Raw genomic sequence first — 15,699 nt, forward strand, 5'->3', positions numbered from 1 at the left:
GCCGCCCCAAGGCGGAAGGCGCCCCCTCGGGGGGCAGCAAGCGAGCGCAGCGAGTGCGGCGTGGGGGTCCACATCCCCCTCATGCGACAATCGCCCCTATGCGCATATTGGTGATCGAAGACGACGCGGACCTGGCCGACGCACTCGTGCGCCGGCTGCGCCGTCTCGGCCATGCGGTCGACTGCCAGAACGACGGCCTCAGCGCTGACGGCGTGCTGCAATACGAAACCTTCGACCTCGTCATCCTGGACATCGGCCTGCCCCGCATGTCGGGCTTCGACATCCTGCACCGCCTGCGCGACCGCGGCAGCAAGACGCCCGTGCTGGCGCTGACCGCCCGCATCGACATCGAAGACCGCGTCCACGCCCTGGATACCGGCGCCGACGACTACCTGGCCAAGCCCTTCGATTTCCGCGAACTGGAAGCCCGTTGCCGCGCCCTGCTGCGCCGTCCCAGCGCCCAGGCCGCCGGCGTGCTGCGCTTTGGCGAACTCGTCATCGACAGCGCCGCGCGCCAGGTCACGCTGGCCGGCCAGCGCATCGAACTGCCCAAGCGTGAATACAGCCTGCTGGAAATCCTGCTGGCCGGCATGAACCGCGCCGTCAGCAAGACCGAAATCGCCAACAAGCTGTTCGCGTTCGACGACGACGCCGCGCCCAACGCCATCGAGGTCTATATCGCCCGGCTGCGCCGCAAGCTCGAAGGTTCGCCGCTGCGCATCGAAACGCAGCGCGGCACCGGCTACCTCCTGACCGCCACCGATGACCACGACAGCTCCGCCGCGTCCGGCCCCGGCCGGGAGTGAATCCGCCAGGCCCGCCGCCGCGCAGGGCCGCATCTCGATCAAGCGCCGCCTGCTGGCCATGCTGCTGGCGCTGTTCGTCGCCGCCCTGGCCACGCTCTACCTGCTGGTGCGCGGCTACGCCAATCAGACTGCCGACACCACCTACGACCAGTTGCTGCGTGCCTCGGTGCTGTCCATCGCCGACAGCCTGCAGCTGGTGCAGGGCGAGTGGCGCATGGATATGCCCTACGCCTCGCTGGCGCTGCTGGAACAGGCGCCGCGCGACCGCGTGTTCTATCGCGTCGGCGACGCCGGCGGCGCGCTGATTTCCGGCTACGCGGATCTGCCCGCGCCGCCCGGACGCGGCAACGACGGCTCTGCTTATTCGCCCCGGCTGTACGACGCCAGCTACCAGGGCGAACCGGTGCGCATCGCCTGGATGGAACGCAAGATCGCCGGTCCCCGCAATGCCGAGACCGCCCTCATCCAGGTCGCGCAGACCCGCGAAGCGCGCAACGCGCTGGCGGCGGGCATCTTGTGGCAAGGCACGCTGGCGCTGATCGGCTTTACCGCCGCGGCGCTTGCGCTGGCCTACTGGGGCCTGCTGCGGTCGCTGTCGCCCATCCGCCGCATCGAACGCGAACTGGCTGTCCGCAACGCGTCGGACCTGCATCCCATCGCCGCTCCCGTGCCCGAGGAACTCGACACGCTGGTGCACTCGCTTGACGGCTTCATGGCGCGCCTGTCGGAAAACCTCGACACCCTGCGCCTCTTCATCGCCGAGGCCGCCCATCAGCTGCGCACGCCGCTGGCCGCGCTGCACGCGCAGATGGAAGTGGCGTTGGACGAGGAGGACCCCGCCGAACAACGTCGCAGCCTGCTGGCCGTGCTGCGCAACGCCGAGAAACTCTCGCGCCTGGTGAACCAGCTGCTGAGCGACGCCAGCGTCATCCACCGCAGCAACGTGCGCCAGTTCCAGCCGGTGGACCTGGCCGAGCTGCTGCGCCAGGCGGTGTATGACACGGTCCCGCAAGCCGATCCCCAACCCGATGTGCGCCTGCATCTGCCCGTTACGGCGCCCGGCAGTCCCCCCACCGTGCTGGGCGACAGCCTGATGCTGCGCGAAGCCTTCAAGAACCTCATCGACAACGCCCTGCGCCACGGCGCCACGGAAGAGGGCCACATCGACGTGCGGCTGGAGCCGCAGGACGCAGGCTGGCGCATATCCGTATCCGACCAGGGTCCAGGCATTCCCCCGGCGCTGGCCAACGCCGCCTTCGAGCGCTTCGTGCGCGGCCCCAACCCGCGCGCGCCCGGCGCCGGGCTGGGCCTGTCCATCATCAAGCGCGTGGTCGACATCCATCAGGGCCGGCTGGCCCTGAGCAACCGCGTGGGCGGCGGCCTGGACGCCGTGGTCACGCTGCCGCCCCGACCCCATGAAGCTTGATCTCCTGAAACCCCTGCGCCTGCTGGCGGCGCTGGCCGCGCTGCTGCCCTTTGCTGCCGGCAACGCCGCGGAAACCAGCGCCGGCGGCCTGACGCTGGGACCCGCCGACAGCAGGAACGTATTGGTCGTGCATGCCTCCAACAGCGTGCAGGTGTTCCGCGGCGTGCTGGAAGACTTCAGCAGGTTCAACCCCGGCCTGCGCCTGGAGTACACCGAGCTGTCCACGCAGGAGCTGTATGCCGGGACGGTCTCCCGCGCCACGCCGGCGGCCACCACCCGGTCCGGGCCCGACATCGTCATCAGCAGCGCCATGGACCTGCAGACCAAGCTGGTCAACGACGGCTACGCGCAACCCCACATCTCGCCGGAGACCCGCGCCCTGCCGGCCTGGGCCAACTGGCGCGACGAGGTCTTCAGCATCGGCACCGATCCCATCGTCATGGTCTACAACACCCGCAAGCTCGCGCCCGCGCGGGCGCCGCGCACCCGGCGCGAGCTGCTGTCCCTGCTGCAGGCGCCGGACCAGCCCCTGGCCGGCGCCATCTCCACCTACGATGTCGAGGGCAGCGGCATCGGCTACCTGGCGGCCACGCAGGACACGCGGCTGGACAGCATGGCCGGCGCGCTGCTGGCCGAACTGGGCCGCAACCGCGTCGCCGTGCATGCGTCCACCGAAGACGCGCTGGACAAGCTCGAACGCGGCGAGATAACGCTGGCCTACAACCTGCTGGAGTCCTATACCCGGCATCGCATCGACCAGGGCGCGCCGCTGGCCATCGTCTATCCGCAGGACTACACGCTGATGCTGTCGCGTTCCGCCATCATCCCCAAGCAGGCGCCGCGGGCGGATCTGGGCGCGATGTTCCTGGATTATCTGCTGTCGCCGCGGGGCCAGGAAATGGTCGCACGGCAATCGGGCATGCGGCCGGTGGGCGCTTCGGCCAACCCGGAAGCGGGCGTGCGGCCGGTTGGACTGGGCGTAGGGCTGCTGGTGTATCTGGATGCGCTCAAGAAGCGGCATTTCCTGGATCTGTGGCGCGCGGCGATCCGTCCGCCCGGCGGCGGCGGCGCGCAACCCTGACGCCGCCTACCGGCGCATACTGGTAAGAATGCCCCGGTACGTCGATACCACCTCCGGATCCGGCCCCTCTTGTCCGGACGAAGCGCCTATTTTTTTCATCCGCCCCGGGATTTTGCGAGGATAATTTCCTTGTGGCAGCGCCGCCGACAATCCAGGCAGGCCAACCTCCCCCACGCCGGCAAACCATGGCCGCGCAGCGCTCCCCCGATCTGGCCGGAGCCACCTCTACAACGATCTGTGATGCGTGACAGCGTTTGCGTCTGAACCAGAGTTGGAGGCACGAAATGGCTGAACACCAGATTGCCGTCCGGCGCGCGATCGAAGCCCTGGACCGTCTGGCGGATCCCGATCCGCCCTGGCGCGACATCCTGCTGACCGCCCGCGACATGGTGGGCGCGGACAGCAGCACCTTGATCGTCTTCGATGCCCGTCACAAGCTGCTGGACCTGTCCACCGTGAGCTTTCCCGAAGCCGCCGCCACGGACTACCGCAACCACTACTACAGCTGCGATATCGTCGAACAGGACTCGCGGCTGCTGCCCGTCGGCACTTGGCTGGATACCGCCAGCATGTGCGGCCACAAGCAGCTGCAGCGTTCCGAGTTCTACACGGACTTCATGCTCAAGCACCGCATGGCGCAAGTCCTGTGCCTGGTGATCGAATCCAGCGCCAAGCTGCGCGCCGCCATCGCCTTTCAACGCTCGACCGTGGACGACAAGGCCAGCGAACGGCTCCAGTCCGGCGACATCGCCCAGTACTTCCGCCTGCTGAAGAACCGGTTGGCCCAGCGCGAAAAGATGCTCGCCATCGGCTGGACAGCCATCGATAGCGCGCTCTCGGATGTGGGCGAGGCCGTGCTGCTGGTCAGCCGCGACGCGATGGTGAACATGAAGTCTGCCCTGGCCACGCGCTATCTGGACGACGGCCACGGCTGGAACGTGCGCGGCGGCAAGCTGCGCCATCCCGACGCCAAGATACAGGCCTTGTTCGACGCGTATTGCCAGGCGGTCGCGCGCGACGGGAAGGCGCGATCGCTGGCGGCCGCCGCCGGATGGGGCGAATTGACCTGGATCGACATCAGCGCGGCCCCGCAAGCGCTGAGCCTGATCGGCAACCGCATGCTGCTGGTGCGCATGCGCAGAAAGAGCGCCTTCGCCCAACCCGACGTCGACAGGCTGGAAGCCGTGTTCGCCATCACGCACGCGGAAGCCGCGGTGCTGGCCGGACTTGCGATGGGACATAGCGTGGAGGAAGTCGCCACGCTGCGCCATGCCTCGGTGCTGACCGTGCGTAAACAGGTCGCATCCCTGCTCAACAAAATGGAATGCAACCGCCAGTCCGAACTGGTCAGGCTCGCCTCGCTGCTGTGAGCGTGCGCCGCCGGCACGACGTACCCAATATTGAGTATGTGGCGCCTACTCGCACCGTCCTACGATGAGCACGAAGGCATGAGGCCCGGACGTCCTCTCCGGCCCGAGTCGTAAACCTGGCAGCGCAAAGGCGCCAGGTGCGTGTCCGCGCGCGCCGCGGGCCGGGCCGGCCTGCCCAAGAAAAATACCAATGCGCCAATCCGGTAGCGCAGCTGTCCCTGCCCCGGGCTGCATTGCCGCAAGCCCCCATGGACACCGGTTTCCAATGCTGCGGTCACTCACGTCATCAGGAGCATTTCATGAAAACTGCCCTAACCGTCCGCGCCATGATCCCCGTCGTCCTGGCGGCCTGCGCCCTGCTCTCCGGCCCCGCCGTCGCGCAAACGGCCGTCGCCCCCACCACCGCTGCGCCCCCGTCGGACGTCCAACTCAGCCGCGATCAGGTCGAACGCGACCTGGCAGCCTGGAAGCAATCCGGCGTTGAAAGAAACTGGGACAGCGACAGCACCCCGGACATCAACAGCCCCGAATACGTCGCCGCCTACAGGAAGTATGTGGACACGGTCAGGCCGGCAAACTCCCCACAGATGCAGCAGCCGCAGGGCCAGAGCAAGTGGTGATGCGCCGCTATCCTGCCCGCGAGGGCGCACCGCCGCGCTCGCTGCCTGGCGAGCGGCCATAGTGCGCGCGGTACGCCCGATTGAATGTGGAAACTTCCTCGAATCCCCAGCTGGCGGCGATGTCCGCGATGGAGCGGCCAGGCTGGGTTTCGATGGCCTGGCGGCATTTCTCCAGCCGGCACTGCCGCACGTGGGCGCTAAAGCTCAAACCATGCTCGGCCATGATCTTGAACAGATAGCTGCGGGAGATGCCGAGCTCCTCGCTGGCCGAGACCGGCGTCAGGCCAGGGTCGGCCAGACGGCGCTGCACCAGCGCCAGAATGCGGTCCAGGACTTCATGGCGCACCCGTTCGGCGATCTGCGCGCCGGCATCCGCCCCTTCGAGCTGGGTCCGCGACAGCAGTTCGCTGCAATGCCTGACCATCAGCGCCTGCACCTGCTGCAACTCGTTTGCCGGCAATTCGCTGACCAGGCGCATGTAGCTGGCCAGCACCCGCCCCGCCCCTGAACTTCCGTCCAGCACCGGCGTGGCCAGCCGTCCGCGGCGGCCCAGTTGCGGCCGCAGGAGGCCTTCCGGGATTTCGATGCAGAACATGCGGAAATCGGTGCGGAAGTCGACTTCCCAGGGCGACGCGCAATCCACCACATAAACGTCGCCGGCCTGCGCGCGCATGGCGCTTCCGTCCTGCGAGACCAGAGCCTCGCCCGCACACAGCAAATTGGCGAAGAACGGAGATTGCGTGCGGGCCGAGAGACCGGCTGCGGACAGCCTGACCACATGGGACTGGGCAGTAATGGTCGAGCCGTGCAGATCCGGCAGCAACAGGCCGTCGATCTGGCCGCGAAAGCTGCGCGCGGCGTCGCGCTCGGGTTCGAGCGGCACGTAGGCATCGCAGATCGCATCGCGCCAATACGCGAACTGATCCTGCGGCGCTATGACATCGGTGGTGTGGTGGTAGGCCTGCGCGCTCATCTTGAGTACCGGATCATGCCGATGGGGCCGCCATCTTCTAGGGGATGGACGCTTTGCGCCACTGCCGTGGACGCTACGCGCTGGCAGGGCGAAGACTACCGGCCGATTATACGCACAGACCTATACCGCCGGACGCAGATCCAGGCCCCATCAGGAGACAAGAGATGTCCACGCCCGAACCGCTCGACGAGCGGATCGCAGCCTTTGAACGCGACGGCTTCGTGGTGCTGCCCGGGATCATCCCGCCCGAGCAGGTCAGCCAGCTGCAGGAAGCCCTGATCCGGATCGAGGCCGAGCACAACCTCGGTTATGCCCAGACCTCGTTCGAAGGCCGCAAGACGGTGCGCATCAACAACCTGCTGGTCTACGATCCGCGCTTCTGGGACGTGCCGCTGCAGCCCGACGTGCTGGGCCTGGCCGAACGCCTGCTGGACCGTGAGCTGCTGCTGTCGTCGCTGTGCTCGCTGACGCTGGCGCCAGGACAAGGCGCCCAGCCGTTGCACGAAGACACTCAGCAGCTGGCCTTGCCGCGCCCGCGCCCGCCGCTGGCGGTCAACGCCATCTGGGCCTTGAGCGATTTCACGGCCGAGAACGGCGCCACCCACATCGTGCCGGGCAGTCATCGCTACGATTCGTCGCCGCCCTATGGCGCGCAGGATATAGACACGGTGCAAGCCACCATGAAGGCAGGCAGCGTCATGCTGTTCGACAGCGCACTGTGGCACAAGGGCGGCGCCAACAACAGCAATGCGCGCCGCTACGCCCTGTCGTGCTACTACTGCGCCGGCTGGATGCGGCAACAGGAAAACCTGCAACTCGGCATTCCGGCCGAGGTGGCGCGAAGCTTTCCGCGCCGCCTGCAGGAATTGTGCGGCTACAGCATCTACAAGGGGCAGTACGGCCACATCGACAACGCCGACCCCATTACCCTGTTGGGCGGGGCAGGCCGGCCCACGGTATGGCAGGCCAGCGACGCCAAGGCCGCCCGCAAGGCCGCCGAGCGCAAGACATGAACTCCCCCGCCCTGCCCGCCGTCCCGGACTCGGTGATCCATCTGCTGCGCGACGCCGCCCGCGAAACGCCCGATCTGCCCGCGCTGTTCTTCGAAGGCGTACGCCTGAACTACGCGCAATACGCCGGCCTGGCCGGCGCATTGGCGCGCCGCCTGGGCGAGCGCGTGCGGCCCGGCGACCGGGTGGCGCTGCTGATGCAGAACTCGCTGGACCTGGCCGTCGCCACCTTTGCCGTGCACGCGCTGCGCGCGCAGGCCGTACCGTTGAATCCCGGCTACCGCGAACGCGAACTGGCCTACATGCTGCACGACGCCGCGCCTTGCATGCTGCTGCACGACGACAGCGTAAAGCTGGACCTGCACGCCCTGTGTCCCGGCCTGGATGCCGGCGCCATACTCCGTATAGGCAACGGCGCCGGCCTGCTGGAGATGCTGCCGCAGGCCTGCGCCCTGCCCGAAGACCTGCCCCGGCACGAAGACCTGGCCACGCTGCAATACACCGGCGGCACCACCGGACGCCCCAAGGGTGTGAACATCCTGCACCGGCAGATCGCCTACAACATCGCGCAGCGCGAAGCCTGGCTGCCGACGCGGCGCGAATCGGAGGTAGTGCTCTGCGTAATGCCGCTATTCCACGTGTCGGCGGTCGCCATGTCGCTCTACCTCAGCCTGCATGCCCGGGGCGAACTGGTGGTGATGCGGCGCTTCGATGCCGCCCGCACGATAGACGCCATCGCCGCCCATCGCGTCACGCTGCTGCCGGGCGCGCCTGCCATCTTCCACGACTTGCTGCTGAACCCCGCTCTCAGTCCGGAACGCATGGCCAGCCTGCGCGCCTGCTTCTCCGGCGCGGCGCCGCTGCCGCGCGAAACCCTGGCGCGCTTCGAGCAGCGCGCGGGGTGTCCCATCTACGAAGGCTACGGCATGAGCGAAGCCGGCCCTTGCCTGGCGTTCAACCCCATGCACCGCCCGTGCAAGCCAGGTTCCGTGGGTCTGCCGGTTCCGGGCGGCGAGCTGCAGGTGGTGGATCTGGACCATGGCGACCGGCCTCTGCCGCCCGGCCAGCCCGGCGAGATCCGCGTGCGCGGTCCGCACGTGATGGCCGGTTACCGCCAGCCCGCGCAGGCGCTGCGCGCGGGCTGGTTCTACACCGGCGACGTCGCGGTCCTGGATGACGAAGGCTATCTCCACCTGCAAGGCAGGCGGCACGACTGCATCAACGTGGGTGGTTTCAAGGTCTATCCGCTGGAAGTGGAGCAGGTGCTGCTGTCGCGCCCCGAGGTCGGCGAAGCCGCCGCCTTCGGCGTGGCCGACGAGCGGCTGGGACAGGTGGTGCACGCATGGGTCACGCCCGCGCCGGGCCAGCGCCTGGACCCCGACGCCCTGCAAGCCCATTGCGCCGCACATCTGGCCGGCTACAAAGTGCCGCGCCGCATAGGCGCGGCGGAAGCCCTGCCGCGCACCAGCATCGGCAAGCTCGCACGCGGCGCACTGGCCCCCGTGGCCGCGCCCGGTCCGATTTCGCAGTGACATTCAACACAAGGGGAGGAACATGAAGCAACTCGATCTGCAGGCGCTGCAACGCCAGCTCGCCGAAGAAGGTTACGCCGTCATTGAAAACGTGCTGGACGCCGCGCAACTGGAACAGGCGCGCGAGCGCGTCGCCAGCCTGATGGCCGCCGAACGCGCCGATCCGTTCCCGCTGGACGACGAACGGCACGAAGACGATGACGACATCCTGGCCTACTATAAGCGCCACTACACGGTGAGCGACATGGAAGCGCAGCGCATGGTGGCGCGCGTGCACCAGTACCGCCGCGACAACGAAAACACGCGCTGGCCGGTACCCATCAACAAAGTGTCGAAGAACTTCCTGCACTTGCCCACCCTGTTCGACGACGACAAGTCGCAACGCGTCTGGAACCTGCTGAACAAGGCGCCCGACATGATCCCGCTGATCGAGCACCCGGTGGTGCTGCCGATGGTGCGCAGCGTAATGGGCCAGGACTGCAACCTGCACGACTTCCAGGCCACCAGCATCGGCCCCGGCACGGGCGGCGGCGCCTGGCACGTGGACGCGCCGCTGGGCCAGATCGCCGAGCCGCTGCCGGAGTTTCCGCTGACGCTGCAGAACGTCTGGATGCTGGACGACTTCACCGCCGACAACGGCGCCACGCGCGTCATGCCGCGCAGCCACAAGCTGCGCAAGTCGCCGCCCTGGGGCAGCGGCCCGCTGGACGGCGAGGTCACGCTGACCGCGCCCGCCGGCTCGGTCGCCATCTGGCTGTCCAATACCTGGCACCGCTCCGGCCCGAACCATACCGACCGCGAGCGCCGCGCCATACTCTGCAACTACAACGTGTCCTGGCTGCGCGGCTTCGCCGACTTCACCAGCACCCTGCCCGCAGGCGTCGCGGCCGCGTTGTCCCACGATGCGCGCTATCTGCTGGGCTACGGCGCACGCGCGCCGTTGACGCGCTGACATGGGCGCCGCGACCTCGCCCCAGGCGCCAGCAACCGCGCCCCCGGCCATCCACGGCTACTGCGATCCCGCCTTCGAACCGGTACGCGCCGCGTTCGCGCGCAACTTCCAGGACGGCGGCGAGCTGGGCGCGTCCGTCGCCATCGAGGTCGACGGCAATCCGGTGGTCGACCTGTGGGCCGGATGGGCCGACACGGACCACAGCCGGCCCTGGCAACGCGACACCGTCTGTATCGTGTTCTCCAACACCAAGCCCGCCACGGCGCTCTGCGCCCACATGCTGGCCGAAGCCGGCGAACTGGACCTGGACGCGCCTGTCATCCGCTACTGGCCCGAATACGCCGCAGCGGGCAAGGCCGGCACCACCCCGCGCATGCTGCTCAACCACACCGCAGGCTTGCCCGCGCTGCGTGAACCCTTGCCCGCGGACGCCGCCTTCGACTGGGAAGGCATGGCTGGCCGGCTGGCCGCCGCCGCGCCTTTCTGGATCCCGGGCGAACGGGTGGCTTACCACGGCCTGACCTACGGCTGGCTGGTCGGCGAACTGGTGCGCAGGCTGGGCGGCAGCATGCCGGGCGAGTTTTTCCGCCGCCATATCGCGCAGCCGCTGGACCTGGACTTCTGGATAGGCCTGCCGGCAACCGAGGAAGCGCGGGTAGCGCCCATCGTGCCGCCGCCGGCGCCGCAAGCGCCGTTCAGTCCCTTCGAACAGTCACTGAAGGATGAGCCCGCAAGCCCCACCGCGCTATACGCCAAGAATACCGGCGGCTGGCGCCCTTCCGGCTTCAACAGCCGCGCGGGCCGTGCAGCCGGGCTGTGCGCGGCGGGCGGAATCGGCAATGCGCGCAGTCTGGCCCGCCTGTACGGCACGCTGGCGCTGGGCGGCGCGCGCGGCGGCGTGCGCCTGCTGCGCGAGGACACGCTGGCTGCGGCCGCCGCCCTGTCGGCGCGCACGGACGACGACGCCTGCCTGCGCGTGCCTACGCGCTACGCCAGCGGCTTCATGCGCCAGATGGACAACCGTGCACAGGGCCTGGACAGCGCCTGCTTCGGCAGCGAGGCCTACGGCCACACGGGCGCCGGCGGATCGTTGGCTTTCGCCTGGCCGCAGCGCCGGCTTTCCTTTGCCTACACCATGAACCGCATGGGCCGCACCGTGCTGCTCGATGAACGCGCGCACCGCCTGGTGCGCGCGACGCACGCGGCTCTGGGCGCGGGGCCGCCAGACTGACGCCAACGCGGCACACACTAATCACAAAAAATACTGGAGACAAATTCTCATGAGCACGAGCTTTCCCTATCGCCCCTCCGTCCTGCGGCATCTCTTCGCCGCCGCCGGCGCCACCCTGCTGGTCCACGGCGCCGCCATGGCCGCCGACCCGGTGAAGATCGGCTATCTGATTCCGCTATCGGGCAGCGCCACAGCCTCCATCGGCAAGGATATGTCGCGCGCCACGCATCTGGCCGTCAAGCACATCAACGACGCCGGCGGCATCAAGGCGCTGGGCGGGGCGCAATTGCAACTGGTCGAAGTGGACACCCGGGGCGACGCCAAGGTCGCCATGACCGAGGTCGAACGCCTGATTACCCGCGAGAAGACCCCGGTGCTGCTGGGCGCGTTCCAAAGCGGCGTGACCTTCCCCGCCACGGCCGTCGCGGAAAAGAATCGGGTGCCGTGGGTAGTGGACCTGGCTGCCAAGGCCGACATCACCGAGCGCGGCTTCAAGTACGTATTCCGTCCCACGCAGATCCCGGCCTCGGGCAATGCCGAGAGCATGGCCGACTTCATTCAATACGCGGGCAAGACCACCGGCAAGCCAGCCAAGACCGTCGCCATGGTCTATGAGAACACCGATTGGGGCCAGGACATGGCCAACACGCTGCGCGCCAAGTTCAAGGCAGCCGGCATCGATCTGGTGCTGGACGAGGGATACCCGCCCAACTCGCCCGACCTGCGTCCGCTGGTGCTGAAGATCAAGGGCAAGAAGCCTGATGTCGTCACCGTAACCTCCTATGGCGCCGACGCGGTGCAACTGCACAAGCTGCTGGCGCAAATGCGGGTCGGCTCGACCTACGTCGGCAGCGCGGCCGGCCAGATCGACAGCACCTTCATTCCGCTGGTCGGCAAGGAAATCGCCGGCAATGTCTACACCACCAACGGCTGGGCCGGCTACGAGTCGTCCATCACCACGCCGTTCGCCCAGAAGTTCTGGGACGATTTCGTCGCCGCCTACAAGGTCGATCCCAACGAACTGTCGGTCAGCGCCTACGCCGCGGTCTGGGTCATCAAGGACGCGCTGGAGCGCGCCGGCCGCGCCGATCCCGAGGCCATCCGCGACGCCCTGGCCCAGACCAGGATGCAAGGCACTGACCTGAACAAGCTGGTGGGCTATGACATCGTGATCGACGCCAAGGGCCAGAACCCCGAGAAGCGCTACGTCATGCAGCAGATCACGCCCGACGGCCAGTACCGCACCGTGTGGCCGGAAAACCTGGCTTCCAAGTCCTACAAGATGGTCTGGCCCGCCGCCCAGCCCTGACCGACCCGGCGCCGCCGCGCCACGCCCCGCGCGTGGCGCTGGCGCCCCGTTATCGCTAGGAGCTTCCCCTTGACCAATACCCTACTCCAGGCGCTGTTGGGCGGTATCGCCAGCGGTGCCGTCTACGGCCTGATCGCGCTAGGCCTCAGCCTGCAGTTCGGCGTCATGAAGATCATCAATTTCGCCCACGGCGCCTTTCTGATGATGTCCATGTACGTCTGCTTCGCGCTCACCAGCCATTTCGGCCTGCACCCGCTGGCCGCCATGCCGCTCACGGCGGCGGCGCTGTTCGTCGTCGGCTATGCCTGCCAGCGCTGGCTGCTCGACGGCATCTACCGCAAGGAAAACTCGCGCGAGCCGATCGGCGTGCTGATCTTCACCACCGGCCTGTGGATCTTCCTGGACAACGCCTTTCTGGCGCTGGCCGGTCCCGACAGCCGCACCATCGACGCGCCCTGGGCCAACGAGGTCTGGATGCCCGGCGACCTGATCTTTACCTATCCGCAGATCGCCGGCCTGTTCTTCGCCTGCCTGATCACGGCAGCCCTGGTGCTGTTCCTGCGTCACACGCGCACCGGCCGCGCCATCCGCGCCACCGGTCAGGACCGCGAAGCCGCCAGCGTGTTGGGCATAGACAGCGCCCGCGTCTACCGGCTGTCGTTCGCCATCGGCCTGCTGGTGCTGGGCGCGGCCGGTGCGCTGCTGCTGCCGCTCTATCCGGTCAACCCCTTCGTCGGCGACATCTTCGGCCTGCGCGCCTTCGTCATCGTCGTGCTGGGCGGCATCGGTTCGGTGGCCGGCGCGTTCTGGGGCGGCATCCTGGTCGGCGTGCTGGAATCGGTCGGCAGCCAGCTGATTCCCATCACTTACGCCGAGGCGCTCATCTTCCTGCTGTTTCTCGCCACCATGTATTTCCGGCCCAGCGGGCTGTTCGGCGTGGAGAACGAATAATGGCCAAGACCACAAAGACTTCGGCCGCCGGCATCGCCGCGCTGGGCCTGTTGGCGCTGCTGCCGCTGGCCAGCGGCAACCAATACCTGCTGTCGGTAGGCGCCATGACGCTGCTGTACGCCTATCTGGCGCTGTCGTGGAACATCCTGGGCGGCATTGCCGGCCAGCTCTCGCTGGGCCATGCCGCGTACTTCGGGCTGGGCGCCTATACCTCGACCTGGCTGTTCGTGAACCTGGGCATCAGCCCCTGGCTAGGCATGTGGGCCGGCGCCGCCGTGGCCATGGGAGCGGCGCTGATCGTGGGGTTGTCCTGCCTGCAATTGCGCGGCGCCTACTTCGCGCTGGCCACGATCGCCTCATGCATGGTGCTCAAGACCCTGGTGGAAAACGCCGATACCCTGCTGGGCGGGCCGCGCGGCATGGAGGTTACTTTGCTGCGCGACGCGCCGCTGTACTTCCAGCATACCGGCAAGGCCTATTACTACATTGTGGCGCTGGCCTTTACCATCGCCGCGTTGCTGATCAACCGCCACGTGCTGCGCAGCCGTTTCGGCTACTGCCTGACGGCCGTGCGCAACGACCAGGACGCGGCAATGGCGCTGGGCGTGCCCGTGCGCCGCTACAAGCTCACCGCGGCCATGCTGAGCGCGGCCATGACGGCACTGGGCGGCACCTTCTATGCACAGTTCGTGCTCTACATCAGCCCGGACAAGGTGTTCGGCGCCAATCTCAGCGTCGTCATTGCCGTGGTCTGCATCATCGGCGGACGCGGCACGCTCTGGGGGCCGGTGCTGGGCGCGCTGCTGTTGTTGCCTGGCGAAGAACTGGCGCGCTCGCTGACCGGGGGCATGGTGGGAGCCGACATGATGCTGTATGGCCTCTTGCTGATGATCGTTATCCGCTGGGAGCCGCGAGGACTGATGGCGATACTGTCCCGCCGCGCCAAAGCGCCTGTGCGCGCCGCCGGCGCGCCTGCCAAGGCGGCCGGCCCCGCAATGGGAAGCACGCGATGAACCTGCTCGAATTCCATAATGTCAGCCGCAATTTCGGCGGCGTACGAGCCTCCGACGAGGTCAGCTTCGCCGTCGGCGCCGACGAGATCGTCGGCCTGATCGGTCCCAACGGCGCCGGCAAGACCACGCTGTTCGCCATGGCCTCCGGCTTCGTGCCGCCCAGCAGCGGCGACATCCGCTTCAACGGCGCCCGCATCAACGGCCAGGACCCGGCGCGCATCTGCGCCGCTGGACTCGCACGCACGTTCCAGATCGTAAAGCCATTCGGCGACATGACGGTGCTGGAGAACGCCATGATCGGCGCCTTCCTGCGCCACCGCGCGCCAGCCCAGGCCGAGGAAATCGCCCAAGCCGTGCTGGCCCGCGTCGGCCTGGCCGGACGCGAGCACCAAATCGCACGCACCCTCACCCTGTCTGGCCGCAAGCGCCTGGAAGTCGCAAAGGCCCTGGCTACCCAGCCTCGTCTGCTACTGCTGGACGAAGTGATGGCGGGCCTGACGCCGGTGGAGACCGAGGAAATGGTGGCGCTGATCCTGTCGTTGCGCGGCGACGGCATCAGCGTCCTGGTGATCGAACACAATATGAAAGCCATCATGCAACTATCCGACCGCATCGTCGTCATCCAGCAGGGGCGCAAGATCGCCGACGGCCTGCCGCAGCAGGTCGCCCGCGATCCACAGGTGGTGCGCGCCTATCTCGGGGAGGCCGCCTGATGCTCGAAATCCGCCAATTGGACGCCGGCTACGGCGACGTACAGGTGCTGCGCGGCGTGGACCTGCACGTGGGCGAAGGCGAGATCGTCAGCCTGGTTGGCGCCAACGGCGCCGGCAAGAGCACGCTGATCCGCACCGTCATGGGCTCCCTGCCCGCGCTGGCCGGCGAGGTCCGCTTCCTGGGCGAGCGCATCAGCGGCCTGCCCGCGCACCTGGTGGCCCGCCTGGGCATGGCCCAGGTCATGGAAGGCCGCCGCCTGTTCGGCCACATGGACGTCGAGGACAATCTGCTGGTCGGCGCCGACGTGTTGCGCGACAAGCGCCGCAGCCGCGACAACCTGGACTGGGTCTACCAGTTGTTCCCGCGTCTGCGAGAACGCCGCCGCCAGCTCGCCCGCTCGTTCAGCGGCGGCGAGCAGCAGATGCTGGCCATCGGCCGCGCGCTGATGACCTCGCCCAAGCTCCTGCTGCTGGACGAGCCGTCCATCGGACTGGCACCCATCATGGTCAAGGACATCTTCGACAAGCTGCCGCTCATCAACGCGCGCGGCATCACCATTCTGCTGGTGGAGCAGGACGTGCACCGCTCGCTCAGCATGGCCGCGCGCGGCTATGTGCTGGAACACGGCGAGATCGTCATGTCAGGGCCCGGCGCCGAGCTCCTGGCCGATGAAGGGCTGCGCCGCGCCTACCTGGGGGTGTGACCACGGGA

At 67.9% G+C, this 15,699-nt stretch carries 15 protein-coding genes; 14 read left to right on the forward strand and 1 reads right to left on the reverse strand.

Annotated features, from left to right (window positions below; genetic code table 11):
• Positions 1–98: 98 nt before the first annotated feature.
• The 5 genes from IAG39_RS24685 to IAG39_RS24705 all read left to right on the forward strand — a co-directional run bounded on the left by IAG39_RS24685 (position 99) and on the right by IAG39_RS24705 (position 5,303).
• Positions 99–806: a response regulator transcription factor gene (locus tag IAG39_RS24685; protein WP_118931804.1), complete on the forward strand. Its 708-nt coding sequence runs from the start codon at positions 99–101 to the stop codon at positions 804–806.
• Positions 763–2,232: a sensor histidine kinase gene (locus tag IAG39_RS24690; RefSeq protein ID WP_223283226.1), complete on the forward strand. Its 1,470-nt coding sequence runs from the start codon at positions 763–765 to the stop codon at positions 2,230–2,232. The genes IAG39_RS24685 and IAG39_RS24690 overlap by 44 nt, the downstream gene beginning before the upstream one ends.
• Positions 2,222–3,313 (forward strand): ABC transporter substrate-binding protein, encoded by a 1,092-nt coding sequence (locus IAG39_RS24695; protein ID WP_118931803.1) that lies wholly within the window; start codon positions 2,222–2,224, stop codon positions 3,311–3,313. Before IAG39_RS24690 ends, IAG39_RS24695 begins: the two co-directional genes overlap by 11 nt.
• Before the next feature lie 284 nt (positions 3,314–3,597).
• Entirely contained in the window at positions 3,598–4,683 is a 1,086-nt protein-coding gene (locus IAG39_RS24700) for a helix-turn-helix transcriptional regulator (protein WP_118931802.1), read from the forward strand.
• Between the two features lie 299 nt (positions 4,684–4,982).
• A complete protein-coding gene (locus IAG39_RS24705; protein ID WP_059375125.1) occupies positions 4,983–5,303 on the forward strand; it encodes a DUF4148 domain-containing protein in 321 nt (106 codons plus the stop codon).
• Positions 5,304–5,310: 7 nt separating this feature from the next.
• Here the strand turns inward: IAG39_RS24705 and IAG39_RS24710 are convergent, their stop codons facing one another.
• Positions 5,311–6,276, reverse strand: coding sequence for a helix-turn-helix domain-containing protein (locus tag IAG39_RS24710; RefSeq protein WP_059375126.1), 966 nt, complete (start codon positions 6,274–6,276; stop codon positions 5,311–5,313).
• A gap of 164 nt (positions 6,277–6,440) precedes the next feature.
• On the opposite strand from IAG39_RS24710, the gene IAG39_RS24715 reads away from it, so the two are divergent.
• From IAG39_RS24715 to IAG39_RS24755, 9 genes are all read left to right on the forward strand, one after another.
• Positions 6,441–7,289 carry a phytanoyl-CoA dioxygenase family protein gene (locus IAG39_RS24715; RefSeq protein WP_118931801.1) on the forward strand — a complete coding sequence of 283 codons (849 nt, stop codon included), beginning with the start codon at positions 6,441–6,443 and terminating at the stop codon, positions 7,287–7,289.
• A complete protein-coding gene (locus tag IAG39_RS24720; protein ID WP_165867784.1) occupies positions 7,286–8,818 on the forward strand; it encodes a class I adenylate-forming enzyme family protein in 1,533 nt (510 codons plus the stop codon). The genes IAG39_RS24715 and IAG39_RS24720 overlap by 4 nt, the downstream gene beginning before the upstream one ends.
• 22 nt (positions 8,819–8,840) lie before the next feature.
• Positions 8,841–9,770: a phytanoyl-CoA dioxygenase family protein gene (locus tag IAG39_RS24725; protein WP_059375132.1), complete on the forward strand. Its 930-nt coding sequence runs from the start codon at positions 8,841–8,843 to the stop codon at positions 9,768–9,770.
• A gap of 1 nt (position 9,771) precedes the next feature.
• Entirely contained in the window at positions 9,772–11,001 is a 1,230-nt protein-coding gene (locus IAG39_RS24730) for a serine hydrolase domain-containing protein (protein ID WP_118931799.1), read from the forward strand.
• A gap of 49 nt (positions 11,002–11,050) precedes the next feature.
• The gene (locus IAG39_RS24735) at positions 11,051–12,310 is read left to right on the forward strand and encodes an ABC transporter substrate-binding protein (protein ID WP_059375137.1); all 1,260 of its coding nucleotides are present in this window, start codon (positions 11,051–11,053) and stop codon (positions 12,308–12,310) included.
• Between the two features lie 69 nt (positions 12,311–12,379).
• Positions 12,380–13,261, forward strand: coding sequence for a branched-chain amino acid ABC transporter permease (locus IAG39_RS24740; RefSeq protein WP_059375141.1), 882 nt, complete (start codon positions 12,380–12,382; stop codon positions 13,259–13,261).
• Positions 13,261–14,274: a branched-chain amino acid ABC transporter permease gene (locus tag IAG39_RS24745; RefSeq protein ID WP_059375144.1), complete on the forward strand. Its 1,014-nt coding sequence runs from the start codon at positions 13,261–13,263 to the stop codon at positions 14,272–14,274. The genes IAG39_RS24740 and IAG39_RS24745 overlap by 1 nt, the downstream gene beginning before the upstream one ends.
• The gene (locus IAG39_RS24750) at positions 14,271–14,987 is read left to right on the forward strand and encodes an ABC transporter ATP-binding protein (protein WP_059375147.1); all 717 of its coding nucleotides are present in this window, start codon (positions 14,271–14,273) and stop codon (positions 14,985–14,987) included. Before IAG39_RS24745 ends, IAG39_RS24750 begins: the two co-directional genes overlap by 4 nt.
• Positions 14,987–15,691, forward strand: coding sequence for an ABC transporter ATP-binding protein (locus tag IAG39_RS24755; RefSeq protein ID WP_059375149.1), 705 nt, complete (start codon positions 14,987–14,989; stop codon positions 15,689–15,691). Before IAG39_RS24750 ends, IAG39_RS24755 begins: the two co-directional genes overlap by 1 nt.
• Positions 15,692–15,699 lie beyond the last annotated feature (8 nt).

Origin of the sequence: Achromobacter xylosoxidans (assembly GCF_014490035.1) — a bacterium.
GTDB lineage: Bacteria > Pseudomonadota > Gammaproteobacteria > Burkholderiales > Burkholderiaceae_B > Achromobacter > Achromobacter bronchisepticus_A.